This is a genomic window from Alteromonas infernus (assembly GCF_902705815.1).
In genome coordinates this window covers 29,228-55,267 of record NZ_CACSIG010000042.1, presented here as the reverse complement: position 1 = coordinate 55,267, position 26,040 = coordinate 29,228, and the positions used below count along the sequence as shown (strand labels likewise).

General features: G+C 45.3%; 22 protein-coding genes and 1 pseudogene. 14 read left to right on the top strand and 9 right to left on the bottom strand.

Annotated elements, in window-relative coordinates:
* Positions 1-12 precede the first annotated feature (12 nt).
* Positions 13-1,029, bottom strand: coding sequence for a serine/threonine dehydratase (locus ACX5J7_RS10800; protein ID WP_498707158.1), 1,017 nt, complete (start codon positions 1,027-1,029; stop codon positions 13-15).
* 171 nt (positions 1,030-1,200) lie between these two features.
* Here ACX5J7_RS10800 and ACX5J7_RS10795 point away from each other — a divergent pair, with 171 nt between their 5' ends.
* Positions 1,201-4,188 carry a putative bifunctional diguanylate cyclase/phosphodiesterase gene (locus ACX5J7_RS10795; protein WP_498707157.1) on the top strand — a complete coding sequence of 996 codons (2,988 nt, stop codon included), beginning with the start codon at positions 1,201-1,203 and terminating at the stop codon, positions 4,186-4,188.
* 12 nt (positions 4,189-4,200) lie between these two features.
* Complete coding sequence (locus ACX5J7_RS10790) at positions 4,201-4,575, top strand: PH domain-containing protein (RefSeq protein ID WP_015068106.1); 375 nt, start codon at positions 4,201-4,203, stop codon at positions 4,573-4,575.
* Between the two features lie 150 nt (positions 4,576-4,725).
* Here the strand turns inward: ACX5J7_RS10790 and ACX5J7_RS10785 are convergent, their stop codons facing one another.
* Entirely contained in the window at positions 4,726-6,576 is a 1,851-nt protein-coding gene (locus tag ACX5J7_RS10785; protein WP_498707155.1) for a S8 family serine peptidase, read from the bottom strand.
* A 206-nt stretch (positions 6,577-6,782) separates the two neighbouring features.
* On the bottom strand, positions 6,783-8,993 hold the full coding sequence (locus ACX5J7_RS10780) for a S9 family peptidase (protein ID WP_498707153.1): 2,211 nt from the start codon (positions 8,991-8,993) through the stop codon (positions 6,783-6,785).
* Between the two features lie 70 nt (positions 8,994-9,063).
* Here ACX5J7_RS10780 and ACX5J7_RS10775 point away from each other — a divergent pair, with 70 nt between their 5' ends.
* From ACX5J7_RS10775 to ACX5J7_RS10735, 9 genes are all read left to right on the top strand, one after another.
* On the top strand, positions 9,064-9,684 hold the full coding sequence (locus ACX5J7_RS10775) for an NAD(P)H-binding protein (protein WP_498707152.1): 621 nt from the start codon (positions 9,064-9,066) through the stop codon (positions 9,682-9,684).
* Between the two features lie 131 nt (positions 9,685-9,815).
* Positions 9,816-10,445, top strand: coding sequence for a tRNA1(Val) (adenine(37)-N6)-methyltransferase (locus ACX5J7_RS10770; RefSeq protein ID WP_498707151.1), 630 nt, complete (start codon positions 9,816-9,818; stop codon positions 10,443-10,445).
* Positions 10,446-10,546: 101 nt separating this feature from the next.
* On the top strand, positions 10,547-11,041 hold the full coding sequence (locus tag ACX5J7_RS10765) for a YgjV family protein (protein ID WP_071952715.1): 495 nt from the start codon (positions 10,547-10,549) through the stop codon (positions 11,039-11,041).
* Between the two features lie 346 nt (positions 11,042-11,387).
* Positions 11,388-13,610: a UDP-forming cellulose synthase catalytic subunit gene (gene bcsA / locus ACX5J7_RS10760; protein WP_041702855.1), complete on the top strand. Its 2,223-nt coding sequence runs from the start codon at positions 11,388-11,390 to the stop codon at positions 13,608-13,610.
* On the top strand, positions 13,610-14,812 hold the full coding sequence (locus ACX5J7_RS10755) for a cellulose biosynthesis cyclic di-GMP-binding regulatory protein BcsB (RefSeq protein WP_498707150.1): 1,203 nt from the start codon (positions 13,610-13,612) through the stop codon (positions 14,810-14,812). The genes bcsA and ACX5J7_RS10755 overlap by 1 nt, the downstream gene beginning before the upstream one ends.
* Positions 14,805-15,224: a hypothetical protein gene (locus tag ACX5J7_RS10750; RefSeq protein WP_498707148.1), complete on the top strand. Its 420-nt coding sequence runs from the start codon at positions 14,805-14,807 to the stop codon at positions 15,222-15,224. Before ACX5J7_RS10755 ends, ACX5J7_RS10750 begins: the two co-directional genes overlap by 8 nt.
* Complete coding sequence (locus ACX5J7_RS10745) at positions 15,215-15,397, top strand: hypothetical protein (protein ID WP_498707145.1); 183 nt, start codon at positions 15,215-15,217, stop codon at positions 15,395-15,397. The genes ACX5J7_RS10750 and ACX5J7_RS10745 overlap by 10 nt, the downstream gene beginning before the upstream one ends.
* Positions 15,391-16,491, top strand: a complete 1,101-nt coding sequence (locus ACX5J7_RS10740; protein ID WP_498707144.1) for a family 8 glycosyl hydrolase — start codon at positions 15,391-15,393, stop codon at positions 16,489-16,491. The genes ACX5J7_RS10745 and ACX5J7_RS10740 overlap by 7 nt, the downstream gene beginning before the upstream one ends.
* Positions 16,488-17,921, top strand: a complete 1,434-nt coding sequence (locus ACX5J7_RS10735) for a hypothetical protein (RefSeq protein ID WP_498707143.1) — start codon at positions 16,488-16,490, stop codon at positions 17,919-17,921. The genes ACX5J7_RS10740 and ACX5J7_RS10735 overlap by 4 nt, the downstream gene beginning before the upstream one ends.
* Here ACX5J7_RS10735 and ACX5J7_RS10730 read toward each other — a convergent pair.
* The 5 genes and pseudogenes from ACX5J7_RS10730 to ACX5J7_RS10710 all read right to left on the bottom strand — a co-directional run bounded on the left by ACX5J7_RS10730 (position 17,886) and on the right by ACX5J7_RS10710 (position 22,411).
* Entirely contained in the window at positions 17,886-18,440 is a 555-nt protein-coding gene (locus ACX5J7_RS10730; RefSeq protein ID WP_498707140.1) for a choice-of-anchor A family protein, read from the bottom strand. The two genes, ACX5J7_RS10735 and ACX5J7_RS10730, sit on opposite strands and share 36 nt — an antisense overlap.
* Positions 18,441-18,623: 183 nt before the next feature.
* Complete coding sequence (locus ACX5J7_RS10725) at positions 18,624-19,034, bottom strand: ExbD/TolR family protein (protein WP_015068094.1); 411 nt, start codon at positions 19,032-19,034, stop codon at positions 18,624-18,626.
* 142 nt (positions 19,035-19,176) lie between these two features.
* A pseudogene (locus tag ACX5J7_RS10720) lies at positions 19,177-19,966 on the bottom strand (CLCA_X family protein).
* Between the two features lie 25 nt (positions 19,967-19,991).
* A complete protein-coding gene (fldB, locus tag ACX5J7_RS10715) occupies positions 19,992-20,528 on the bottom strand; it encodes a flavodoxin FldB (protein WP_015068092.1) in 537 nt (178 codons plus the stop codon).
* Positions 20,529-20,545: 17 nt separating this feature from the next.
* Positions 20,546-22,411, bottom strand: a complete 1,866-nt coding sequence (locus ACX5J7_RS10710; RefSeq protein ID WP_498707250.1) for a metallophosphoesterase family protein — start codon at positions 22,409-22,411, stop codon at positions 20,546-20,548.
* 254 nt (positions 22,412-22,665) lie between these two features.
* On the opposite strand from ACX5J7_RS10710, the gene ACX5J7_RS10705 reads away from it, so the two are divergent.
* Positions 22,666-23,787 carry a hypothetical protein gene (locus ACX5J7_RS10705; protein WP_462835697.1) on the top strand — a complete coding sequence of 374 codons (1,122 nt, stop codon included), beginning with the start codon at positions 22,666-22,668 and terminating at the stop codon, positions 23,785-23,787.
* Between the two features lie 97 nt (positions 23,788-23,884).
* Here the strand turns inward: ACX5J7_RS10705 and msrA are convergent, their stop codons facing one another.
* On the bottom strand, positions 23,885-24,430 hold the full coding sequence (gene msrA, locus ACX5J7_RS10700) for a peptide-methionine (S)-S-oxide reductase MsrA (protein WP_462835696.1): 546 nt from the start codon (positions 24,428-24,430) through the stop codon (positions 23,885-23,887).
* A gap of 261 nt (positions 24,431-24,691) precedes the next feature.
* Here msrA and ACX5J7_RS10695 point away from each other — a divergent pair, with 261 nt between their 5' ends.
* Both ACX5J7_RS10695 and ACX5J7_RS10690 read left to right on the top strand, forming a co-directional pair.
* A complete protein-coding gene (locus ACX5J7_RS10695; RefSeq protein ID WP_498707138.1) occupies positions 24,692-25,087 on the top strand; it encodes a thiol-disulfide oxidoreductase DCC family protein in 396 nt (131 codons plus the stop codon).
* Positions 25,077-25,802: an SDR family NAD(P)-dependent oxidoreductase gene (locus ACX5J7_RS10690; protein WP_498707135.1), complete on the top strand. Its 726-nt coding sequence runs from the start codon at positions 25,077-25,079 to the stop codon at positions 25,800-25,802. The genes ACX5J7_RS10695 and ACX5J7_RS10690 overlap by 11 nt, the downstream gene beginning before the upstream one ends.
* Positions 25,803-26,040 lie beyond the last annotated feature (238 nt).

Here is a 26,040-nt window from a genome sequence, read left to right as displayed (position 1 = left end):
TCTTCATGATTTTTATTCTTCGTTTAATTCTTCAAAGTCGATGATAGGTGGCTGTAGCAAAAAGTCACGTTCCCAAATTTTTGCCATGGAAGCTTGGCTAATGTTGCCCCCAGATAACATCACTAAAGCGGTTTGCCTTGGTGTCGTATTGGCGGCCCATGCAGCAACCGCCGCCATAGTCATAGCGCAAGTAGGCTCAATGTGAAGCTTTAGTAGATGGTGCAGCCATTGCGTCCAATAAGCAATTTGCACCTCGTCCACTTCATAAAAATCATCAAGCTCTTGAAGTAAAGGAAACGTAACATCACCAACAGATGGTGTGGCTGCGCCATCGGCAAGGGTGTTAGGCGAATAGTCTAAAGCAACAATTTCACCTGCTTGAAGCGACATAGAAGCATCATTGGCTTCAGCGGGTTCTGCGCCAATGACAAGTGCATCAGGTTGCAATGTGCGTGTTGCCAACAGAGTACCTGACAACAAGCCACCACCACCGCAGGGAGCAAATACAGCGTCTACCTTACCCACCTCATTGAGAGCCTCAAGTGCTGCAGTGCCTTGTCCGGCTACAATATCTTCGTGATTAAACGGCGGGATCCAAACCGTATCAGGGGCTTTTGATGCTTCTTTTACCGCAGCGTCGGCCTCTGGACGAGTGGGAAACAACTTTAGTTCACCACCATAGCTTTGCGTGGCAGCGGCTTTAATAGGGGAAATAGTTTCACTGGCAAAAATTGTTGCCTTAATACCAAAGTGTGCAGCTGCATAGGCTACCGCCTGCGCATGATTACCCGAACTATTTGCAACCACGTGTTTTGGAAGGCGACCTTCTTCTTGTAAACGGGCGAGGAAATTCATGGCGCCGCGAAGCTTAAACGCGCCGATCGTCTGTAAGCACTCGGCTTTAAATAGGATACGGTGGCCTAACCAGTGGTTAAGTAAAGATGATTCCACTATAGGCGTGTGTTTTACGTCTTTTTTGATCCGCTCGTAAGCGAGTTTAATACTGTCAAAGTTAGGTGTGCTACTCATTAATTAGCGCTCTATGGTTAGCGATGCTTTATCTATTTTGATACTAATCCCCTACAGTGCCAGATGTGTTCATGTTTCGCCAGAGCCTACAACATATTGTATATAAGGCAATTCACATTTGTTTCATAATTCTACTTTAGTCTACCTCGGCGATTTACCGGAGATACGCAAATGCTGAGCAGAATTAACCATCGTATATATGCATTCCCTACGGTGCTTTTCCTTTTTCTCACCCTCGTTTTCGTATCTGCGGGTGTATCCATTCAAAGTGAAGAACGTGCGGCCCGAGTCTCTAAGGCAAATACAGTGGCTGAGCAAGTCAAAATCAGCTTAGAGGTATTTTCTACCGAGCGTATTCAAGCCCTTCACAACGTAATGAGAAATTGGCCTACGTTTGAACCGAACCAGGTAGACTGGTTTAATGCCCAAGCGCTTTCGCTTATGGGAATGCAAAAAGGATATTCATCGCTAGCGTTTGTTAACGCGAAGGGCAATATAGAGTGGATTGCTACCCCAAATTCAGGGGTTAAAACGCGACTGGATAACCGTTTAGTTGGGGAACCGATGAGCGAGTTAGGTCTGACTATTTCCTCGATGTCTGAAAAATTTGAAAGTACGCTTATTTTTTCTCCTCAGACTCAGCATCATCATATTCTTATTGGCAGAGCTATCAGCCCTCAAGAGCCGGAGCACGGGTATCTAATAGCAGGGTTCGATGTTCAGTCTATTTTAGGCGTCATGTTAGGCGAGTTAGTGGGGCCCCAATTTAACTTTAAGTTGGCGGCTGACAATGCCATATTATTTGAAAGCGGCGTACTTGTTAACGACGGCACACAAGTTTCACTCGCGCCGTTTTCCTTCATTACGCGTGATTTTACCCTCTCTATGCAATCTCAACTGAGCCCCTACAATACGGGTATGCTGGTTATCGTTATTGGTTTGATCATGACTGCCTTGGTGAGTTATGTATTGCATAAGCAGCTAAAAGGGGCGGTGAGTTTATCAGACAGCCAACAGAGGTATTTAACCGCTAGCGAGGCGTCTTTGGATGCGTTGTTGATATACCAACCGTCAGATGAAGACTTTGTGTTAGTAGAATCAAACTCCTACAGTCGATACTTATTTCGAGGGGCCTGTGATGTTCTGCACGCTATAACGCTTTCTGAGCAAATGCGTTACCTAGAGCTTCATGACATACCCAAGCATGTGCAAAGTGTTGCAGAAACTGGGGTGCCTTACGAGTCGCACCTTCCTTTAATAAGCGATAAAGTTGCCCCTGAATGGCTTAAAATACAGGTGGTAAAAGCGGCAAATAACATCGCGATTACAGTCAGAGACGTAACTGAACGGTTTAAAGCTCAGCAGGATTTGAAACGCAGTGAGGAAAAATACCGGCGTTTGGTCGATGGTATGCACCGACACTTTGTTTACACCAAAACGGTCGATCACACGTTTATTTACGTAAGTGCGGGCCTTGAAAAAATATTGGGATATGCTCAAGAAACGTTTTGTAAAAACGAGCCTAAATACGTTCGCCAAGTTCCCGATGAAACTTTTGAAATCCGCGAAATAATAGCAAGAGGAAACAAGCCCGAGCCCTATCTGGTTCACTATCAAAGTAGCGGTGGCAAATCCGTAGTGCTGGAGTTCTCCGATACGCCAATATTAGATGACGCGGGCGCATTAATTGCCATTGAAGGTATTGCCCGCGATGTAACAAAAGAGTTGGCGTTACAGGAGGAAGTGTTTTTTCAAGCGAATCACGATCAGCTGACAGGGTTACTCAACCGTTACGCGTTCGATGCGCAGCTACGCGAAATTTTATTACATACCAATGACAGCGCTGAGTGCACCCCATTCAGTGTTACCGGTAAAAGCGGTGGTATAAATAGCAAAACCAATGTGACGGCAATTAATCTACACAGGGAGCCTGCAAAGCCTAGCGTTATGTGTTTTATCGACATGGACCGTTTTAAATTGGTTAACGATAGCTGTGGGCACCCGGCGGGCGACAAGTTACTAAAAGAGATATCGACTATTTTTAGGCAATTTGTAAATGGCCAAGATTTACTGGCTCGCATAGGAGGCGACGAGTTCTGCATTATATTTCGCAACCAAAGTTTGGACGAGGTAACCCAGTGTTTAGATAAACTTTTGCTTGCCGTTTCAAATTACCGCTTCGTATATGACGATAAACTCTTTTTCGTTGGTGCCAGCATTGGTGTAATAGAAATAAACGCAAGTACTCAAAGCGCTGAAGCATTGATTAAGGCAGCAGATAATGCCTGTTATAAAGCCAAGCACCTTGGGCGCAATCGCTACTTTGTGTTTCGAGAAAACGACAGTCAAATGGCGATAGACGACAGTGAAAACCAAGTATTGCATGCACTTCATAAAGCACTGCAACACGACGGGTTCGAATTGTATAGCCAGGCGATTATGCCGCTTACAGTGCCGCAAGAAGAGCAAGGTGCTCACTTACAGCATTATGAAATTTTACTTCGTTTAAACTCTAAAGAGAGTGGGCTTATTAGTCCCGGGTTATTCATACCTTTAGCAGAACGCCACGGGTTGATGAACAAAGTGGATTTATGGGTTGTCGATAACACCTTAAAAACGTTGGAAAGCAACCCTGCGCATATCGACAATGTAGGTAAGGTAGCGATTAATCTGTCGGGGATCACGCTTGGCGATGAAATGGCGCTGCATAAAATCGCGCAGCGAATGCAAAGTACCACAGTACCCGCCGAAAAAATATGTTTTGAAATAACCGAAACAACCGCAGTAACTAACTTAAATGCGGCAAAACATTTTATTTCTACATTACGTGATATCGGGTGTAGCTTTGCCCTTGATGACTTCGGCGCGGGTATGTCTTCCTTCACCTATTTAAAAAATTTAGACGTGGATTACGTTAAAATTGACGGGTCCTTTGTTCGAAATATCGTTCACGATCCTATTGATCATGCTACAGTAACGGCAATTAATAACATTGCGCACAGCATGGGTAAACAAACCGTTGCTGAGTTTGTGGTGGACAATGCGACAGCAGAAGTGCTGCGAAAGCTGAAGGTCGATTATGGCCAAGGTTTTGCTTTGGATAAACCCAAACCACTGGCGCATAGAGTTCAATGGCGAGTAAAGCTTGCCTCTGCCTAAAAGGAAATAGTTATGGGTTTATTTGATACCATTATGGGTAATGCAAGCGAAACAAGCGCTGCAGATGTTCAAGAAGAACTCACCCCCATTTTAGCGGCTAATGAGACGGTTACTTCTGCGTTCAAATTAGTGCGCGATTTAAGCGTGTTCACTAATAAGCGTTTAATTCTTATTGATAAGCAAGGCCTTACAGGGCGCAAAGTAAACTACCACTCAATTCCCTATAAATCGATTACCCAGTTTATTGTTGAAACGGCGGGGCATTTTGATACCGACGCTGAGCTTAAAATTTGGTTGTCGGGCAAAGCCGATCCAGTTGAAATAGAGCTGAGTGCGTCATCAGCGCAGGCGGTACAGCAAAACCTAGCAACCCAGATGTTTAGCTAAGCGCAATTGTTTAGCTAGTTTACGGTTAATAAAAAGAATGCGGGCAGTGTGAAACTGCCCGCTTTTTTAGTTTCTTTCTTTAAGATTTAGTTTCAACAAGGGTTTGCAAATAATTGCAATTTCATGGCAGAAACATAATCTATAAAAGGTTTAGAAAACCACGCTAACGCTTGCTGAACAGGTGGTTGTGCCGGCTTCACACACTTGGTAACTATAGCTACCACCACCTTTAACATTAAGCGCGTCAGTATACGCGCCGTCATTTGCTGTTGTAGCAATCACGTTTCCGTCACGATATAAATCAACATTTGACGATGTAGCATCCGCCCAAGATAGATCCACACGTTGGGTGCCTTTTACTTTGTAGCCAGTAGCCGTAAGGGTCAAGTCACCGGTGCCGCCATTATCACCACCACCATTGTCACCACCGCCGTTGCCGCCAGCGCAGCCATTTTGCGTAAGGTAAGCATTCATATCGGCCGCTTGAGCAATACCATATCCGAAGAAATCATCTTTGCCAGCGGCACCTGCATCCATTGCAGTCGCTTTAAGCGCGCTTCGGATCTCTTCACCTGTGCAGGTTGGGTGGTTAGACCATACTAGTGCAGCAATACCAGCAACGGCTGGTGTTGCCATTGAAGTACCACTCATGTAGCCATAGTCACTGGCACCAATTGAAATATCAATGGTAGAAGCCGCAACTAAAGCACTTCTGTCTTCAAGCGCTGCGCCTACAGCAGGAATAGACGTATTATTAGTATCACCGAGCGTGCCGTAAAGCATACCAGGTTCGTTGTTGACAATAACGGCGCCTACACCACCAGATAGCTCACAGTTGTTCACTTTGTCGTAGAACGACACGCTACCGCGGTCGATCACACATACTTTGCCAGCAGCCCCTGTGTCTACCGTATCGCCTAAGCCAAGGAAGTAGGTAGCAGCCGATGCCGAGCCTGTGTTTTCCATTGCTGATGACGCAAAGCCTACACCGTCTACGCTCATTGATGAAAGCGACGCGCCACCTGCAGGGTAGGTAGAAAGGGTATCTACGCCGCCTGCTGTAACTTCCACACAGATAGTTTCGTCGGTCGTTACGCGTTTACCGCGACCTGTGGTACACGAAGGATATTGAGAGAAGTCGGCAATGTTGTTATCGGCATCGTTAGCGCCAATCATCATTACTGACGAGTAACCTGCAGGGTAAGAACGAACGCTATTGCCATCATTGCCCGCTGCAGCCACAGCTAGACCGCCCGCAGCAACAAAGTCTTTAAACGCATTTTCTTCTGTCGAGTTTGCGCCGCCGCCACCCAGGCTCATGTTGATGATGTTGGCTCCAGCCTGAGAACAAAGCTGTGCAGCTTGTGCTAAATCTGATGAGTAGCCCCAGCCTGATGCGTTAAACACCTTGATGATGTGCATATCAACACCAGGTGCCATGCCCACTACACCAAAGCCGTTATCAGCCGCGCCGATGGTACCGGCTACGTGTGTGCCGTGTGGACCACCATTTTCAAACCAGTTACCTGTACCAGGGTCGTTGTCACCGGTAATGGCAGACCAGTTGAAATCAGCATTCGATGAATCTAGCCCTGAGTCAATAACACACACTTTCATGCCAGCGTTGCTATCAAATGCAACTTGATCAGCCTGCGATTGATAAACCGCATACGGAGTTAGCTGGGTTTGCGTTGGGTCACCCGCGTCGTCGTTAAATAGCGCTAGCGGTACACGCTTTTGGTCTGCCTCAACCAGTTTTACGTGTGGATTGTTGAGTAAACCTTTCACGTCATCTAATGACTTACCGCTGAAGGTTGCAGCAATAAAACCGTCGGCATCAACGTGTATCTCTGCGCCAGACTGTTTTGCTAATGCTTTAACAATGCCCTTGGCGCTGTTGTCTACCTGAATGATGTAACGGTCGTTGTCTGCTAGTGCGCCAAAGCTTGATAGTGCTAAGCCAGCCGCGATTAAAGAAGGGGTAAATTTATTATTTTTCATAGGTACCACTCTGTTTCACCTGTTGTTTAATCCCACTTTTTTGATTGTTTTTTGTGGTGGGTAAGCAAAATGCTCATTTTTGAACCTACACTATGAAAAAAAATTAAACAAACCTTGTAGCAAAAAATTATTATAAAGTTGAATACCCAAAAAATAGGGCATAAAGATAAATTTTCTTTATGCCCTTGTATTTCATCTGCTTATATCTACTTAATCGTTCTATTGAAAAAGTTGGTTATCGTTTTGTATAAGTGAATGCCCGTTTGTTTTCCACGAATACTGTGTTTCTTTCCTGGGTAGTCCATGGTTTCAAACGGAATTGCCAAGTCTTGAAGATGCTTGTATAGCATCGTTGAATGGGTAAACAACACGTTGTCATCTGCCATGCCGTGGTAAATTAAAAGGTCGCCTTTTAGGTCTTTTGCGTAAGGGAATACTGAAGACGCAGTGTAAGCATCGTCATCCGTATTTGGGTTGCCCATGTAGCGTTCAGTATAGTGGGTATCGTATAAGCGCCAGTCGGTGACTGGTGCGCCTGATACACCCGCTGCAAAGTAATCGCCCGCTTTAAACATGGTCATTAGGGTCATGTAGCCGCCATAGCTGTGGCCATGAACACCAATACGCTCAGCATCAACGAAAGGAAGCGTACGCAAAAACTCTACGCCTGCCACTTGGTCTTCAACTTCAATAAAGCCCATTTTTTTGTAGATAGGATCTTCAAAACCCTTGCCGCGATAGTTAGATCCACGGTTATCTAGCGTAAACACTACATAGCCTTGGTCAACCCAATGTTGGAACAGCAAACCACGGTTGCCCGCCCAGCTGTTTGTTACAACTTGTGCGTGCGGGCCGCCGTAAAGGTAAACAATAACAGGGTGTTTTTGCTTAGGGTTTTGCTTTGCACTTTCTGGCGTGTAAATACGGTATTTGAGGGTTGCGCCATCTTTGGTGGTAATGTCACCAAATTCAGGGGCTGTCCAGCTATCCATATAGGCGTGCAGCGGGTGGCCTTCTTCAACCTTGTTTTCTTCAAGCCAGGTAATTCGCTCGCCGGTTGCGCTGTTAAGGCTAACCTGGGCAGGTGAATTTATGGTTGAGAAACGGTCAATAAAAATAGATGCATCTTTGCTAAACGCAGCGCTGTGATAAGCACCAAGCTCAGTCACGCGAGTTATATCCCCGCCATCTAGCGACACACTATATACATGGCTTTCCAGTGGCGTGTCTTTACGTCCAGAGAAGTACAAACGGTTATTTGCTGTGTCGATGGCTTCTACACTGTCTACTACCCAGTCGCCCTTCGTTAATTGCTTAACTAATTTACCGTTATTGTCGAAGAGGTAAAGGTGCTTAAATCCATCGCGCTCTGAAGCCCAAATGAATTGGCCTTGCTCTTTTAAGAAGTAAAGGTCGTCGTGCAGGTTTACCCACGTATCACTCGATTCGGTTAACAGCACCTTTTGCTTGCTTTCTGTTATGTCAAAAGCGCGAAGTTCAAGGGTTTGCTGGTCGCGGGTTTGCCACTGATAAGTAAAGGTACTGCTGTTTGGCATCCACTTGCCACGGGCAAAATAAATGTCTTTGTCATCACCTAAATCTACCCACGTGCGGTCGCCAGAACTGATGTCTTGAATAGCAAGTTCCACCAATACGTTTGGCGTGCCCGCTTTCGGGTACTTTTGTTCAATAAGTTTGATGTCGTCAGCATAGATTTCAGAGCGGGTGATCACGTCGACCGGGCTTTCATCCACCTTGGTAAATGCAATCTTGCTTTCATCTGGCGACCACCAGTAGCCTGTCATGCGGCCCATTTCTTCCTGTGCCACAAATTCTGCCATACCGAATTTTATATTGCCGCCACCTTCTTTGGTGATGGCGGTTTCTTTACCTGATGCAATGTGCTTTACGTAAAGGTTCTGGTCGCGAATAAACGAAATGTAGTTGCCTTTAGGCGAAAGCTTGATGTCGGTTTCAAAAGCTTCTGTATCGAGCAGCTGCTTGGCACCTTTCTCGCCAAGCTTGTGGTAAAACACGTCACCGCCTAGCGGAAATAATAAGGCTTTGCCATCGTCTGACCATTGGTAGCTTACAATACCGCTGCCTGATAAACGCATACGTTCGCGGCGCGCTTTTTCTTCGTCAGAAAGCACTTCTTCGCCACTTTGTAAATCGTTAGAGTCGAACAGCATGCGAGTTTCACCACTCTCAATGTGGTATTCCCAAAGGTCCAAACGTTCATAATCGGTTTGTTTCCCTTTAAGGAAAGTTACACGCTCTCCATCAGGCGATACTTTTAAAGCGCGAGGCGCATTGCCATCAAGAGAAGGGGAGGAGAAAATACGTTCAATAGTGAGCGTTTCAGCGTTTAAAGCAGTAGAGAGCATAGCGGCTCCGATTAAAAGGGCTTTTTTCATTTTTATCTGCATATTTGACTGTCGAAGGTTTGATTGTAGTTATATCAATTTATGATACAAGGTGCGACGTATGAAATCCGCAATGGTGCTAGGAGCGACAGGTTTAGTAGGACGAACGCTCTTAAACATGCTGTTACAGGATAGACGGTATAGTGAAGTAACCTGCTTGGTCAGAAAACCGCTGTCATCGCAGATGTTTAAGGACCCACACAATAGGTTAAAACCCGTGATGATCGACTTTGATCATCTTCAGGATTACCAAGGCTACTTTAGCGTAGATCATGTCTATTGCTGCCTAGGCACAACGCTTAAAAAAGCGGGGTCCAAGCAAGCGTTTCGGCGGGTGGATTTTGAATATGTCCACGTGGCGGCGCAGTTAACCCGGGCGCAGCGTGCGAATAGCTTCGTTTGGATTTCGTCGGTGGGGGCCGATGCTAAAAGCAGTAACTTTTATTTAAGGGTAAAAGGCGAGTTAGAAAATGCCATTATGCGCATGCCTCAGCTGCCCCATGCATCAGCAGTTAGGCCGTCACTGTTGTTAGGCAATCGAGATGAGTCGCGCACCCTTGAAGATATTGCGCAGAAAACCGCGCCTATCTGGCAAAGCCTGATGAAAGGGCCATTGAAAAAATACCGGCCGGTTCACGCCGTTGATGTGGCGAGAAACATGATGTCGTTACAGCGCTGGTAATGAAATGTCACAACCTTAACGTGAAGCGCTGGTTATCATGGTATAGAATGCGCGGCTTTCAATGACAGGATAATGTCTACCTTCTTATGTTTCGCTGCAAACAATTTACGGTTGCTCAAGACAAATGTGCAATGAAAGTGAACACAGACAGCCTTATTCTAGGAAGCTGGGCTGAGCCTAACTCCGCCCAGCGCATAGTAGATATAGGAACGGGAAGCGGTATTTTAGCGCTGATGATGGCGCAAAAAGCCCAAGCTTTGGCCTGCATTGATGCCATAGAGATTGATGACGGCGCTGCAGCACAAGCCGCTTTTAATTTTCAAAACGCGAAGTGGTCAAAACAGCTATTTATACATCATAGCGATATCAAGACGTTTGAAGCGCCATATCAGTACGATATGATTATCACAAACCCCCCTTATTTTGATACGCCACATCAAGAGACCAAGGCTTATAGCACGCAGCCGGAAAAGCGAAACCTAGCAAGACAGACGTCTTCACTTAATCCGAATGAACTTTTTAAGCGAGCCAGTGCAATGCTTGTTGAGTTAGGAAGTATGTACTGCGTGTACCCATCTTCTATAGAAGATAATGTCATTGAGATTGCTCTGTTCTGCGGCTTCGCATTAAAGAAAGTAATGTATGTAAGGCACTCGTCAGAAAAAAGCACCTTACCTTTGTGTGTTTCACTTCACAAAACGTGCTTCAGGTTTAGCGGGTTTAAACCGCCAACATGTCTTGGCATCAATCGCTGCAGATAGCAGGCAAACACTCACCATAAAGGATGAACAGGGCCAATATACCCACGAATACAAAGCCCTTTGTCAGCCTTTTTATTTGAAATTTTAACGAGCAGTAGAAAATGAATATTGTTGCAGAAGCGTTTGGTGCGATAGCTGTTGTTTTAAACTTTATTGGATATAGACAAAGCCATGTAGACAAATACCTACTTATTTCGGCTTTTGCGCTAGCTGCGCTAAGTGCGCACTTTTTCATGCTTGATGCCATGGCCGCCGGAGTCGGTACCTTGCTTGCCAGCGTTCGTAACTTTATTGCCATCAAGCACCGAAGTAACACCATCTTGTTTGCCTTCGTGGCGGTAAATATTGGGTTTCTTGCTTATGAGTGGTTTGTGCTAGAGCACGGTTGGATCATTTTTATCGCTTATGCATCCTCATTAATTTTTACGGTAGGATCTCTCGTTATTCGTAATACGCATACCATACGAAAAGTTTTTCTTGTTGCTGAAACCCTCGGGCTTGTTTATGCAATATCTGTAGGAAGCATCTTTGGTACTGTTTTTAACATTAGTAACCTAATAAGTATATTAAGTAAGCTGCGCAAGCCGAATACCTAAAAAACAAACATATCTTTCTTATCAATTAGTCTAATACCCCTCCTTTTTTCAGGGTTTAAAAGTTCGAAATTTAGCCAGTAAAGCTCAGCTTTAAAAAGCCTGTAAAAATAGCGCTATCCCTTATTCTATAAGGTTTATACCAAAGTTTAATGAGCTAAAGTTCAATTTTATTTTGCGTATGTAAGCGTATCATTATTAATCAGTAAGTATGGTTTCAGCAATTTTTCCTCCGGGTGTGCAGAAGTAAACTTGTTGTGTAGTAATGAGATCGTGGACGGTAAGATGACGTTAATAAACAGGGCGAACTATGCAAGTGTAACGCAAATACACATATTGGATCGCAAACTTGGATTATTCGCAAACTCATAGACATCACTATACCTCTAAGCTGATAGTAGTACTCTTAGTTGCGTCTCTTTTTCTAGGGGCGCTTTTGTTAGCGCCCATGGATGCGCTTGGCCAGCTCCTTTCTTCGATAGTCGTTCTTATTTTTGTATCGCTTTGCAGTAAAGAAGCGAGGCACACTCAAAAGTATCAACACTTATTTCGCGTTGTTGCCCTTGTTCTAGCAATCGCGCTTAGTGTTAGGTATTTACTGTGGCGGGGCCTTTACACACTGACCTATTCCGATGTTTTATCGATGATTGCAGTGTGGCTACTTTTCGCCGCTGAAATCTATGCAGGCATCACCTCTGTGTTAGGCGCTATTGTCAATGCGTTCCCTTTAAGCCGACCTTTACTTTCTTTGGAAGGAATGGATAAATCTACGTTGCCTAGTGTCGATGTTATGATTCCTAGCTATAACGAAGATGAAGAAATATTAGAAGTCACTATCCGCGCAGCAAAAATGCTGGATTATCCTAAAGAGAAACTGCATATCCATTTGCTGGATGATGGAGGGACGGATCAAAAAATCAATGCAGACAACCCGATTTCAGCCGCTCAAGCGAAGCAGCGTAGACAGGATTTACAGGCACTGTGTGAACGCTTAGGTATTACCTATCACACTCGGGCAAAAAATGAGTTTGCCAAAGCGGGTAACGTTAATAGCGCAATACAAAACACCCATGGCGACCTAATAGTGATCCTAGACGCAGATCACGTACCTACATCGGACTTCCTTGATAGAACCGTGCCTTGGATGCTTAAAAACGAGAAAGTATTTCTTGTTCAAACCCCGCACTTTATGGCGAATCCCGACCCTGTAGAGCGTAACTATTTTTCAGCATTCAGCCGTATGCCATCAGAAAATGATATGTTTTATGGCACTATCCAAAAAGGCTTAGATTATTGGGGCAGCTCGTTTTTTTGTGGTTCAGCCGCACTTATGCGCCGTAAGCATTTAGATTTGGTAGGCGGTATATCAGGTGAGTCTATTACCGAAGATGCCGAAACCGCATTGGACCTTCATAAAATGGGCTACGAGTCGGTTTATGTCGATAGACCCATGGTTAGCGGCCTTGCGCCCGAGACCTTCGATGCTTTTATTCAGCAGCGCATGCGCTGGGCACAGGGTATGACCCAAATTTTATTACTGAAAAAGCCTTTTAAAGCAGAAGGGCTAAAATGGTATCAGCGAGTGGGCTACATGAGCTCAATCATGTTCTGGTTATTCCCCTTTGCTCGTATCATCTTTTTATTTATGCCTTTGGCGTACCTTGTGTTTGGTCTACAGGTGTACCATGCCTCCATACTTGAAATCTTTGCCTATACACTGCCACACGTCATCGCTACCTACATGATATCTACCATGCTTTTTGGGCGAACACGATGGCCGCTAGTGTCTGAGCTCTACGAAATATTGCAATGTGCGTTTACGCTAAACGCGCTAGTAAAAGTCTTCTTAAAACCACGTGCACCCTCTTTCGTTGTAACCCCAAAAGGGGAGAGCTTAGAAAGAACCTTCGTGTCGCCCCTTTCTAACGTCTTTTACTGGGCAATACTTGTCATTACTTTTGCATTGGGAAGCGGTGTGTATAAGTTTATCACCGAGCCGTTAACCCGAGAGCTCACATTAGTGGTGTTGCTCTGGAATGTCTTTAATTTACTAATACTTCTGTCAGTGCTAAGTGTACTTTTAGAGCGTAAACAGGTAAGAAGTCAGGCTCGCCTGCCCGCCACCAATAGCGTGGTGATTAAGACAAATAGTGATGAAGCTTGGGTGGGTGACTTAGTTGACCTTTCGTTAGGCGGTGCAAGGCTAAAACTAAAAGGTGAGGGAGCGTTCGTGCCAGAAAGGGCAACGCTAACGTCATGGAGCCATGCACTTAATAAAAACGTACACATCGCTATTGTTGTACTTCACTACGACAGTAAATCAAAAATACTTCGGGTGCGCTTTACACCAGAAACTGAAGAACAAAAAAGTGAGGCTATCGCGTTTGCGCTTTGTGACAGTTTGCGCTGGTTAGCTTTTCAGCGACGCAGAACCAGACCTATTTCTTACTGGTTTGGCGCTAAACACGTATTAAAAGTTGGGCTAAAGCCTGTTTTATTACATATGCTTGTATTAATGGGGAAATTCGCTAGCCAATTAGGGTTACTACCTAAAGCGGCAAAGGATAGTTAATGATAAAAAAATACCTTATTTTCACCTTGTGTTTGTGCATGTCGTTTACCCTAGCGGCGCAAACCGAGACATATCGGTTGACGGATTTTTTTGGTGGTGACGGTACCGTACGCTTTGAGGGAAAATCTGCTTCGCTGGACATCTCGATTCCATTAAGTTCAGTTACCGACATTAACAGCGCGCAGTTAAGGTTAGAGGTGATGAGCTCTCAAGCACTGATAAAAAAACGCTCTCAACTTTATGTCAGGTTTAATAATGCGACGATAGGACAGGTAGCATTTGATCCTGATAGACCATCGCTAGTGTCAGAGATAGAAATTCCTAATACGCTGTGGCGCGCGGGTTTCAATACCCTAACACTGGCGGTAAGTCACCATTATGCTGAGCAATGTGTAGATGGTAGTGCGCCTGAGTTGTGGAGTGAAATAAATGCCTATACCTCCACATTGAAAATTGACGCTTCAACTGCTGAAACACGCTTTATGCTAGATGAACTAAGCGGCTTTTTTAACCCCGGTATTGGCGGACAGAGAGGCGTGCAACTCTATACCGCACGCGAGGCTGACAGTGAGCTAAAACAGCAAGCGCTCCCTATTGTGGCGCAAGCCTTGGCGCTTAGAAACCAGTATCAGCCACTTATCATAGAGAGCGACACTTTTGATGACGGATATGTGTTACCTCAGTTAGATGAAACTGAAAATAGCGAGTGGAACGAACAAAACATAGCCCGTTATGAACGTTCGGCTTGGTATTTAACGGCAAAACCCAAACAACCGGTTCACGTATTGGTAGGCACTGTAGAAGCGCTATCGCCGGTATTATCTGATGAAGTAATGAACCAAATTGACGGTGCGTTTCTTAAAGCCCAACGCACTCCAGCATTTATTACGGACAATAAAGTGATAGTGCCTGCAAGTTACCGACTTATTGTGAGTGGTACTACCCAAAGTGAAGTACTAGAAGCAGCAAAAGCACTGGCGATAATGGATGATGCTATTAATCCAATTTCTCAGGTAACCGTGCTTTCTCAAACTCAAATGGACGCGGACACGCTACAACGCAATCGAGTACTTACCCCCGATAATCGTTATTTTTTCCAACAACTTGGCGCGTCTACGTCACAGTTTAGAGGGGAGGGAAGTTTTAAAGTTAGCGCAGGTCGCACAAGTACCTTTGCTAAATGTTCATATAGCAATGGGTAGTGAGGTAACGAAAGAGGGCTCGATAATCGTTTTGGGCACGCCAGAAACCCTTTCGCAACTAGAACAGTCTGAATTTAGTACTGCCATAGAGGCCACGAAACGCTGGTCTTATCGACTGCAGAATAATTTGTATAACCATATTCGCACCGTAACCGGCGATGAGTCTTTTAAAGAAATGCGAACAAATGGTCAGACTGTACAAAAAAATGATTTAGGTGAGCAGGCGATTTTGACCGCGCAAGCGCACCCAACCTCATCGCAAACCGACACCTTATTCATTGTTGCTGCACAAACCCCTGAGCTGTTACAAACAAGAGTGACTGAGCTTGTTAGTCTTTCAATGTGGGCCAGATGGCAGGCGATTTCTTTGCGTGGAAAGATGCATTATCACCGTCACTTGTTATGCAAGTAAATGACAAATACGAAGTAGGTGAAGCTGACGATAACTGGCTGCATTTAAGACTATGGCTTTCTAACAACCCTTGGTATTGGTTGATTGGGTTTGTCGTTACTGTCTTCGTGGTAAGCTTAATTATCTACCTATTACTTAAGCGCAGAAATAAACAAGTACAAGACTCATGGTAACCGGATTTAAGGCAACAAAAACGCTGCTGGCGATAGCACTAACCCTATTGTTAGTGTCGTGCTCCACAAAAGAAGACAATGCTTTTAAATCGCAATTTATGGCGTATAAAGCGCTATTTATCGACGGCGGGCGTGTGGTAGATACGGGAAACGATGAGGTGTCGCACAGCGAAGGGCAAGGTTACGGCATGTTATTCGCTGTAGCAGCCGACGACAAAGATACCTTCGATGCCCTATGGCACTGGACCCAGCGCTCGCTTTTGCGCAGCGATGGGCTTTTCAGCTGGCGGTATCGCCCATGTGCCGATAATTCGGAGTCGTGTATAGACGACCCGAATAATGCATCAGATGGCGAGATTTTAATTGCATGGGCCTTGTTACGGGCCAGTGAAAAGTGGGGAATAAAGGGATATCAAGACGAAGCGGGTAAGATTGTTCAGGCTGTAGAGCAAAAGCTGTTGGTAGAGCATCAAGGTAGCGTGATGTTACTACCTGGTGAGTACGGCTTCACCTCACAAAGCGAGGGGCAAAAGAGCCTCCAGCTTAATCTGTCATACTGGGTTTTTCCCGCACTTACAGATTTATCTGCCTTATCCAATACACCGTCGCGATGGCAAAAGCTCCATCAAACTGGGCTTACTTTGCTTTCGAACATGCAATTTTCATCCTATCAACTGCCAAGCGACTGGGTGCGTTTTGAACCCCGCAATAGTGGTTCAGCAAAGTCAGGTTTATCCGGTGAGCTCACCCTAACCAACGTGGTATCTGCAGAGTTTGGCTTTAACGCTATTCGCATTCCGCTGCAGTTGGCATGGTCCGTACAGGTCCGAGACAACGCGGCATTAGCCGAAGAACTTTTTGCGCCCTATTATCAATGGTGGGCTAAAACGCCTACTCCAGCCACTGTTAATCTACTTACCGAGCAAACCGCTGAATATGAGATGACACCCGGCATGCAGTCGGTGAAGTTAGCCGTCAAGTACCTTATGAAATCTGAAGAACCAGTGTGGCCAACAGTTAATCGCAAGATGGACTATTACTCGGCCAGTTTAACGCTGCTCTCTATGCTAGCGGTGTCGGATAACGCATCGTGAAAACGCGCTTTACCCCCCGTATCTTATTTGTGGTATTAGGAGCGGTAAGTATCTCCTACCTGCCACAACAGGCTTTCGGACAAACCAAAACAACCTATAAAGAAAAAGATTTAGGCTTACTTCCCGCGCCCAATGCGCAGCCTGACATAACGGGGCTTTGGTATCACATTAACGAAAAGCAAATTAAACAGGCGAACGACGAATATAGGCGTTTAAAAAACAGTTATCCTACTTGGGATGTGCCTGAAGAAGTAAAGAGAGAGTTAGACAGGATAAACGGCAGGCTTAAACCCGCTCCCGCAGTACCTATTGCGACGTCCTCTGAGTCAGCAAGTAACGCTTTGCAAAAGGAACAGACAAATAAGGCATTTCAACCGCAAAAGCCACTCTCAAAGTCTTTGCCTTTGGAGCAGTTTGCCCAACTAACGCCTAAAGCGCGCGCTAACACATCAAAACAAAAGATTGAAACCTTGGCTGCGCTAAGCAAACAGTTAAAGCGTACCGACTTTTATCTGCTCATGGGTTGGACAGCTGTAGATAAAGGAATGCTAAAGACTGCCGAGCAACAGTTCGCACTGGCGTTGCAATCGTCGGTTCGCGATATCGATAAACAGTCTGCCCAGCAAGGGCTAAACAGTGTGACTGGTGTGAAGCTACAGCAATCACTTGCGCTGCGAGATATTGAGGCGCTAGAGCACTACCTTAACGCTGATAACAGCGGCTACGCGAAAGAAGTGTTGCAGGGCGCAGCTTGGCAGCAGTACGACAAGAAAGACTTCAAATTTGCTGACGCTTTGTTTCGCTTAGTTAACGACAATGAAGGTCGTTATTTAGCCCTTACTGCGCAAAAAAGTGAAGAGGCGCAAGACAAAGCGTTTGAGCTGGCGTGTCAATTAATTAAAGAAGCTTTTATTAGGCGTTGCGCGGATGCGCTTGCCAGCCGTCAGGCAAAGTTTTATGACCTAAGGCGCTATAAGCAAAGTATTGAGGCGGGTGAAAAGCTCTCCGGTTTGCGGCCTCTCAATGTTGATGAACAAGCGCTTATAGGGTGGGCGGCAAAAGCACTTCAGGACACTGGTAAAGCCACCAACGCTTTTGAAAGTGTGCTTGTTGTATCGCCCGATGATACCGTCATTGCTAATGAACTGGTTACCCTAAATCAATATAACGAGTCTGAGCTTAACCGGCTAGCGCTAAAGTTTACTGCGGTAAAAGCAATACAGCAGCAACGGGTTACACGCAGCGCGTGGCCGCGAAAGCAATTTTTACTTGCTTATAACAGCAACGATGAACGGGTAACTGCGGCGCAGTACAAAGAGGGAATTAGCGCGCTGTATGGCGTGACTACGCGTAGCCGCAGCGGGGACGAAGGGCTTGGTAATTTCGACGTCTTTTCACATTATGTAGGTATTGCCATTTTCAACCTGTGAACCATATTCACTGGTATTGCTCACACTGTCGTAGACGCTGTTAGGCCCGCCAAGTTTTACCGTGTTAGCGTGAACATCACCTGAAACCACTTTTGAGTTACCAAGTTTTACGTCGCCTTGAGAGGTAATACCACCAGACTCGACGGTCGAGTTAATAAGGTTAACGGTTTGCTGAGCGTTGAGGGCGTTATCGAAAGTCAGTTCGGAGCCAAACACCATGCCAGATACAGTCGTAGGACCGCCGTGTACGTCACCTCGAGTGAAATGAAGATTGCCGCCTACAGACAACGCAGACTCGGACACACTCGGTGATAGCAGCAAACCGACATTAAAATCGGTTACGTTCATTTCGCCGCCAACGGCTAGACGGCCTTCAACGTCAGAGCGTTCGCCTTCAAAGTTTTCGAAGATAAAGGCGTTATAGTTGAACGCTTCGCTTAGTTCTATTGTTGCTGCAGACACCTGGGGCGCTGACATAACCGCTGCAACTACAGCAGTATAAAGTATTTTTTTGTGCATAATGGCTCCAGTGACATCCGAGTCTGGAACCGAGTTTCAACATGGGTTTTCCAGACACACCGAATGGTACGATCTGAACAAAATTCATGCGATAGCACAAGAGATACTTTGGTATAAGGTCCTATACGAAAAAAGCCACCCGAAGGTGGCTTTTCTTAATTTTCGCTTGATTAAGACCGAGCTTTAGCTGCTCTTCTTAACCAAAACAGATACTTTTTCGATACCTGCGATTTTAACTTGGTTCATAACCTCTACCACAGTACCGTGCTCGCTATCTTCGTGAGCCTGGATAGCAGCTGAATCCGTGTTGTTTTCCGCTAGGTATGTTTGCGTGTTTGCAACCACACGACGAATATCAACTTCACGGCCACCCATCATGATTGAGCCATCAGCATCAATACGAATAGAAAGCGCTTTTGAAGGCTTATCGTTTTTAGCTTGATTGTCTTCTGGACGGTTTACGTCTAAACCTTTCTCTTTCACGAACGAGGTCGTTACGATGAAGAAAATCAACATGATGAACACGATGTCCAACATGGGGGTCATATCAATCTGAGCCTCGTCTTCAGCCGAGGTATGCTTTTTTCTTTTCATCTCGTCTTCTTTCTTCTGTTACGTTCGAGCCATTTAGTATACTGCTTGTTACAAAAATATACAGACTTTTGTATAAAAACAGTGTGCTCATTAACACTTGTTGTTGAAAAAATACTCAGTTTCACGGTAATAAAACAACAAACTAGGTTTGTTTGCGTGAAATAGCGACACCTAATTGGTAAAAATACAACATCAATGCCTGGTTGAGTGATGTACGCAAGTTACCATGAGGATAAATGCCAAGTCTAGCTTCCGTTGATTTTTTTGTACCTTGCACCAAAAACGCATTTTTGATCTCGTGATCTTGAATACAGGCTTCAAATGCTCGGGCAGCCATCTCCTGAGGCATAGCATAATAATACATTTTTAGCGCGCGATCAGCTTCTACGGATCGTACAAAGTACTCATTTGGCCTTTTTTGATCATTTAAAAACAAAAGTGAGAAGCAATCGCTCAATTTTTGATTCAATGGGTGAGGGTTCATAGGCGCATTGTCTAGCCACGCCTGTGTTGCAAAACTGCCTGCAGCTATGCCTTCAAACATACGAGGCGCAATGTAGTGGTCGAACGCGTGAAACCACTCATGAGCCAACGCACCGGCACCCGCGTTTTTCGCCAAGGCAAGCTGTCGCTTTGCGCTATTGTAATGCGCGCTGCTGTGTTTTTGGCCGCCACTGCCAAACGCAAGAGAAAGGGATCCGTTTAGCGAGAGCACCTGTTCATTTATATTTAAGATCGCAACTAGATCGTAAAGGGCATCAAAAAAAAAGATTCGCTGCGATCTGCTGTTCTTCAGCGGTTACCCATCGGCCAACCGTGATGGTGGCAAAATTGAACAGTTTGCGAATGTCTTGAAAGGAAACGTCTGCGCCATCCCTATGACTTGGGCTATTGCGATAAAACTGCTGATGTAGGCGGCCTTTATTGTCCAACGTTTGTGTCCGTTTTTAACAGGAGTTAGGCCATAGAGACCAGTAATTTCTCACACCATGCTTCAATACGCGCATCGGTTTTGTCGTATTGATTTTCATCATCTAGTGATAAGCCAACGAACTGGGTTTTGTCTTCAGTTAGCGCTTTTGAGGCCGTGAATTCATAGCCTTCATTTGGCCAATAGCCCACGATATTGCTGCCTGAGGGTACAATTGCATCGTGAAGCATACCTAGTGCATCTTGAAACCATTCTCCATACCCAAGCTGATCGCCAAGGCCAAATAACGCAATGGTTTTGCCAGACAGGTCTAAGCCGTGAACCTCTTCCCAGTGTGACTCCCAATCTTCCTGAAGTTCACCGAAATCCCACGTTGAAATGCCAAATATAATAATGTCGTATTCTGCGGTGCGCGTTAAACTGACATCTTTAATATTGTGCAAATCAACGATGTCTTCGTCAAAAAGGCTATTGAGCTGCGCTTGAATCTTTTCTGCCGCCATTTCGGTATAGCAGGTTGTAGAGCCGTAAAATAACCCGATTGACAGTGCGCTATCACTCATTAGATACCTCTTTTCAACTAATCGTTTTTTGAAGTGGGGAATTCTACCTCTTTACCGTTGCTCAACAAAGCCTTGCACTGCACATCGGTGTTTTTATGTGAAATTTTTAATACACCTATTGCACATCCGTTGAATAATTCGCCATACCCCATACTTGGCTCTCTTGCTTTTACCGACATATTTCTTCGACGAGTAAAAAGGTTCAATGGCGATTTAGAGCGATAAAGAATGCGGTTTAGTCTATCTAGCCATTTGATCAATCCATCGGGGAAGGCGTTTTTTAAACCGCTACAGGTGAATTGCGTGATATGAGGGCTGTTGCGACGAAAACGCAGCCGTACGTCGTACACGAAAGAATAGTGTACGTCGCCAGATAATATGATGAACTCAGGTGGCGTTTTGTAATGCCTAAAAATGTTGAGCATTACGTTTGCCGTACCTTTATGGGCCATCCAGTTCTCAGCATCCACGGTGAGGGCTTTACCAAAAAAGGTAAACACTTTTTGAATGGCCTCGATAACTTTTACGCCGTAAATCGGAGCGGCAGAAACAACAATAACCGACTCTTTTCCAATAATGGAGTGTTGAAAGTCGCACAGCGCTTCCCAATCCATTAAGCCGGAAGGTTTATTCATGTCAGATTCTGAGCGCCATCGCTGGGTTCGCGTATCTAAAACTTCTATAGGCGGTGTTGTATCAAGGCGATAGTGCCACTGGTCAAAATCGAGTAGGTCGTCAATGATCTCATCATGCTGAGCTATACCTTGCTCACCTGTAGACTGTTTTACTTTTTCTATTAGCGCCGTCACTTTTTTAGGAGCGTTTCCCCAGCCTTGACAGAGTAGGTAGCCAATAAGCGCGTTGCCTATCATGCGTTTAGACAATGGGTTGCCGTAAACCTCTTGTTCCCAGCCGCGGGTTAAATTCCAGTCATCGGTTACGTCGTGATCGTCAAAGATCATGTAGGTTGGAATGTGGGCAAGCGCGCGTCGCACCTGCGGCAGTTGCTTTACAAAGCCTTTAAGTGCTTCATTTTCTTTATCAAAAGTTGCGCTGTATTTGTCGGGAATACCGTCTTTATCAATCGTTATTTCGGCCCACAGTGTGTCGGACCACACCAATAAGTACATGGCAATGATTTCTGCGCTGCCTATCAGGTGGTTTTGCGCGTTTACCGATGTGAACACGGGCTTCTTTTTCGCACCAAAGAAAAGAGATGACAATACCGTGTTTGTCGAAATCTGCGGCAGCAGTTGCTCGCGTTCATAATAGCCGTGAGGGTGTGTAGCAAGTTCTTGCGTACTACTTACCACTGCGCCCTCCAGTGTCTCATGAAACAGGCCTAAACGAGCGATCACGCTATGTATGGCTTTAAGCATAGGGCCTGCAACATCATCGGCGTATATCTGATCCCCTGTCATCAGCAACAGATCAGGGAAGCTACTTTTTTGTCCAAAGGCATGTTCATGAAGCGTGTCTACCTGCGCTAACGCATCGTCACTGTGAAAATGCGGCTTGCGACACGAGCCGTGTAAGATAGTCTTTGGCGTTTCGGTAAAGTGAAAACTTAACGTCGATTGCCCTGTGTACAGAAGCGCTTGCTGCTCTTTGTGCCACCTGGCCTGGTGTTCCTTGTTATCGAAGTGAAGTTGGTAAGATACCCGAGCGCTATCGTCAAATGGTTTGGAGGCTGAAAATGAAAGTAAATGGATGAACGCGTGCGTGCCTACGCAAATGGTCTCGCTTTGACGGTCGCCGTCAATCGGCGCTTCATCATGTGACAAGGTTAATGAAGGCGCATCAGCCGAACTGGTTACTACCCATATATAACAAAGGTTAGATGTAACTTTTCTCACGATGGGCCCTGCTATGACGAGGGGCAAGTGCTGCGTAGAAATGACGTTCTCCTTCAATGTTATCGATATAGCTGCAATCAACAAGCACGGTGCATACAACGCGTAAGCCACAAATAACGCAGTGGGTCTTTGCGCATTACCTTTTACGCATGTTGTTATGAGTACTGTAAAATATCGTCATAACCTTACCCTTTTTTGTGCATAAACGGTATGCTCGATATACTCCCTTACAAATTTTTATTTTGCCCACAGTCGGTTAAATAGAGACAGGACTTCACAACATGCTTAAACACTTAACGAGTGCTGTGGTAACAGCATTGCTGCTGAGCGCCTGCAGCGAGCCCCAAGACGTGATTATTACGCCAGAGCCCCAAGACTTAACAGAAGTTACCGTGGGAAGCTGGATTTTAGATCAAAATGGTAGGGTAATGTTTGATCCCCAAACATCGGGATTAGTAGAAATTGATGGTGAACTTGTCACTATTGCCGATGCAAGCGCAGACGCTACGCAACAATTAAAGCTACACACTATTGCGCCAGAAACCGCCACACTTAGCGTATCGAGCGAGCGTTTTTCGTTTGCCAGAAGTGTGCGTAGAAGCTGCTTTTTCAGCTATCTTAGTGAGCAGCCTGATTTGGAAGCATTAGCCGTAGACCCCAGAAATACCGATGTGATTTATACGGTAACCGAAGATGCCACACGCACCGGAGCATTAAGTCCACGGTGTGAAACCAAGTACGAGGATACCGGTTCAACAGACTATCCCACCTTGCTGGTCAAGCTTACCCGCAAAGATAATGGCACAGTAGAAATGTCAAATGTGCGTCCACTCCAATTTCCTCTAGCACTTGAAGTGGGTAATTTTCCTAACGACGGTATTGAAGGTCTTGCCATGGCCGACGACGGTACCTTGTATTTAGGGTTAGAGAAGGACAAGGCCCGCCAGCCAAGGATTTTCTCGCTGAATGTTGATGACGGTCTTTTTGAATCCAGTGACTTTGCAGCGGTAAGTGAACCTAGTTTGCAGCTACCCCGGTTTACATCTGGTAATCATCCTATCAACGGATTAACCTTCTACACGCACACAACAGGCGCGTCGTATTTGCTGGGGGCTGCAAGAAATGACAATGAACTTTGGGTAATTGATGTCAGCGGTAAAAAGCCAACCAAACGCATACCTATTACCTTTGATGTTGCCGGCGACGAGAATTGCGAGCAGTACACTATGGATAATGCATCAATGGAAGGGGTGGTGGTCATTAAAGATACCCTGTGGATCATTAACGATCCTTGGGAAAAGAACTACTTAAAAAACGCGACGTGTGATGCTCACTTAAGCCGATATGAAGATTTAGCGCCTCTATTATTTCCACTTAAGATAAACGACACGTGGTTTAAATAAATCAGTGTTAGCGCTGACACATAAAAAAGGTTGCTAGCACCAATAAAGCAACCTTTTTTTATTAAAACGGGACCAGCGTTATTCGCGCTGATTCTCGTTACGCGTCACTGCGCAGACGAGAAGCAAAGGTTTTCTTAAACTTCGCCAGTTTCGGCGCAACCACCATTGAACAGTACTGGTTTTGCGGGTTATTTTTGAAGTAATCCTGATGATAGTCTTCGGCATCGTAGTAATTGTTTATCTCTACGATTTCCGTAACTACTGGGTCAGGCCAGATTTCTTCTTCAGTAATTTCTGCGATGATTTTCTCAGCTTCGGCCTTTTGCTCGGCGTTGTGATAGAATACCGCACTGCGATATTGTGGGCCTACGTCGTTACCCTGTCGGTTAAGCTGTGTAGGGTTGTGCAACGCAAAGAAAATTTCCAATATTTCGCGATAGCTAATGCTATCTGCATCGAAGGTTACCTGTACTACCTCGGCGTGGCCGGTAGTGCCGGTGCATACTTCTTCATAAGTTGGATCGGCTTTTTCGCCCCCAGCATAGCCAGAAATAGCTTTTTCTACACCCTCAACGGTGTTATACGCTGATTCGATACACCAAAAGCATCCGCCCGCCAAAGTCGCGACTTGTAAATTTGCCATAATAAAACCTCTCATAATCTATGGTTGTAGTGTGGGTGCGCCCCGCCTTCAACACAAGTCATCCAAGCGTGTTTTTTTATCGTATAAACGAATATTAAATAAGAATAATGTGGTGTCATCGCGAAAGGTTTTAAGCTTAACGCTTTAAATACGCGTGATGAGTTTTACGATAGATTACGTTTTCAGTGAAAGGTATCGATTTTGCCTTTTCGGGCAAAACAGCCAACGTCGATGCGTTCTATGTAGTAGAGGTAGTAAAAAGTGATTATTTTCTATGACGGCTATTGCCCCTTATGTATCGCAGAGATGCGACACCTAGCAAAACGAGATAAACACAACAAGCTAACGCTGGTTGATATTCAGTCGCCTGATTTTTCTATTCGCTATCCCGCGCTAGACTGGCACGCACTTAATGCCAGAATACATGGCCTTCGCAGCGATGGCACCTTGATAACCGGCCTCGACGTCACCCATGAGGCGTGGAAAGCGGTTGGTGTAGGCTGGCTTTACGCGCCCCTTCGTTGGCCGCTTATTCGCCACGTGGCCGATGCCTTTTATAACGTTTTCGCGAAGCATAGATACACTATTTCTTATTTGCTGACGGGCAAAAAACGCCAGTGCGACCGCTGTATACCAGGAGAGCCCAATGAAAAATAAGGTGTTAGTTGTTGGGGCTTCTGGGGGAATTGGGGCTGCGCTAGTTGACCAATACCGCTCAATGGGCAATGACGTTATCGCGGTAAGCCGTGCGCCGGCTTCAGACTTTGAGCAAACAGAAAGTGTCTCATATTATCAAATCTCAACGCAGGACGATAAACACATAGGTGAGTTTGTACAGCAGTTAGCGCAGCAGGGGGTAGTGATAAGCGCTGTGGTGATAACCACGGGTTTTTTGCATAACGAGGAAAACGCCATTCACCCTGAAAAGCGTTTAGAGGATATAAACGAAGCGGCACTGTCGGCGTATTTTGGTACTAACAGCATTACGCCTGCGCTGTGGCTAAAACACCTTGTTAATATTGTGAGCAAAGAAGGCTCGACCCTTGTATGTCTAAGTGCACGTGTGGGCAGTATTTCTGATAATGGCTTGGGTGGCTGGTATGGCTATCGCGCGTCGAAAGCCGCACTTAACATGTTTGTTAAAACCGCATCGGTTGAATACAAGCGTAGAGTAAAAAATACAATACTGGTTTGCTATCACCCGGGCACCGTTGATACCGGGCTTTCAAAGCCTTTTCAAAAGAATGTCGCTGCTAAGAAACTATTTACCCCTGAGTTTACGGCGAAACAGCTTATTACGCACCTTTCTCAACTAGATAGAGAGCAAGTTTGCCATTTTATCGACTGGAACGGTGAAGTGGTAACTTGGTGATACGGTCTTTCATCATTTCAACAAGTTCAACATCAAGACTTTTTATTTCACTGCTGTTACCATGCTATTTTTGGGATTGGTGCAGCGTATTGATAAGCCCATAAAGGTTGCAATACAACGCGTTGACGCCACACGTGAGTCATAATAACAGAACGCCATCCTGATAATAAAATAATACCAGTTCGCATGGCATTAACCTTCGACATACAACAGGTGTCGGGTTTTTATTGCGAACTGC

Coding starts and splice junctions, on each gene's coding strand:
- ACX5J7_RS10770 (WP_498707151.1), top strand. CDS start 9,816: ATGAAAGTGAACACAGACAGCCTTATTCTAGGAAGCTGGGCTGAGCCT.
- ACX5J7_RS10725 (WP_015068094.1), bottom strand. CDS start 19,034: ATGAAAAGAAAAAAGCATACCTCGGCTGAAGACGAGGCTCAGATTGAT.
- ACX5J7_RS10795 (WP_498707157.1), top strand. CDS start 1,201: ATGCTGAGCAGAATTAACCATCGTATATATGCATTCCCTACGGTGCTT.
- ACX5J7_RS10780 (WP_498707153.1), bottom strand. CDS start 8,993: ATGAAAAAAGCCCTTTTAATCGGAGCCGCTATGCTCTCTACTGCTTTA.
- msrA (WP_462835696.1), bottom strand. CDS start 24,430: ATGGCAAATTTACAAGTCGCGACTTTGGCGGGCGGATGCTTTTGGTGT.
- ACX5J7_RS10775 (WP_498707152.1), top strand. CDS start 9,064: ATGAAATCCGCAATGGTGCTAGGAGCGACAGGTTTAGTAGGACGAACG.
- ACX5J7_RS10785 (WP_498707155.1), bottom strand. CDS start 6,576: ATGAAAAATAATAAATTTACCCCTTCTTTAATCGCGGCTGGCTTAGCA.
- ACX5J7_RS10750 (WP_498707148.1), top strand. CDS start 14,805: ATGGGTAGTGAGGTAACGAAAGAGGGCTCGATAATCGTTTTGGGCACG.
- ACX5J7_RS10790 (WP_015068106.1), top strand. CDS start 4,201: ATGGGTTTATTTGATACCATTATGGGTAATGCAAGCGAAACAAGCGCT.
- ACX5J7_RS10730 (WP_498707140.1), bottom strand. CDS start 18,440: ATGCACAAAAAAATACTTTATACTGCTGTAGTTGCAGCGGTTATGTCA.
- ACX5J7_RS10705 (WP_462835697.1), top strand. CDS start 22,666: ATGCTTAAACACTTAACGAGTGCTGTGGTAACAGCATTGCTGCTGAGC.
- ACX5J7_RS10745 (WP_498707145.1), top strand. CDS start 15,215: ATGCAAGTAAATGACAAATACGAAGTAGGTGAAGCTGACGATAACTGG.
- fldB (WP_015068092.1), bottom strand. CDS start 20,528: ATGAGTGATAGCGCACTGTCAATCGGGTTATTTTACGGCTCTACAACC.
- ACX5J7_RS10740 (WP_498707144.1), top strand. CDS start 15,391: ATGGTAACCGGATTTAAGGCAACAAAAACGCTGCTGGCGATAGCACTA.
- ACX5J7_RS10800 (WP_498707158.1), bottom strand. CDS start 1,029: ATGAGTAGCACACCTAACTTTGACAGTATTAAACTCGCTTACGAGCGG.
- ACX5J7_RS10755 (WP_498707150.1), top strand. CDS start 13,610: ATGATAAAAAAATACCTTATTTTCACCTTGTGTTTGTGCATGTCGTTT.
- ACX5J7_RS10765 (WP_071952715.1), top strand. CDS start 10,547: ATGAATATTGTTGCAGAAGCGTTTGGTGCGATAGCTGTTGTTTTAAAC.
- ACX5J7_RS10690 (WP_498707135.1), top strand. CDS start 25,077: ATGAAAAATAAGGTGTTAGTTGTTGGGGCTTCTGGGGGAATTGGGGCT.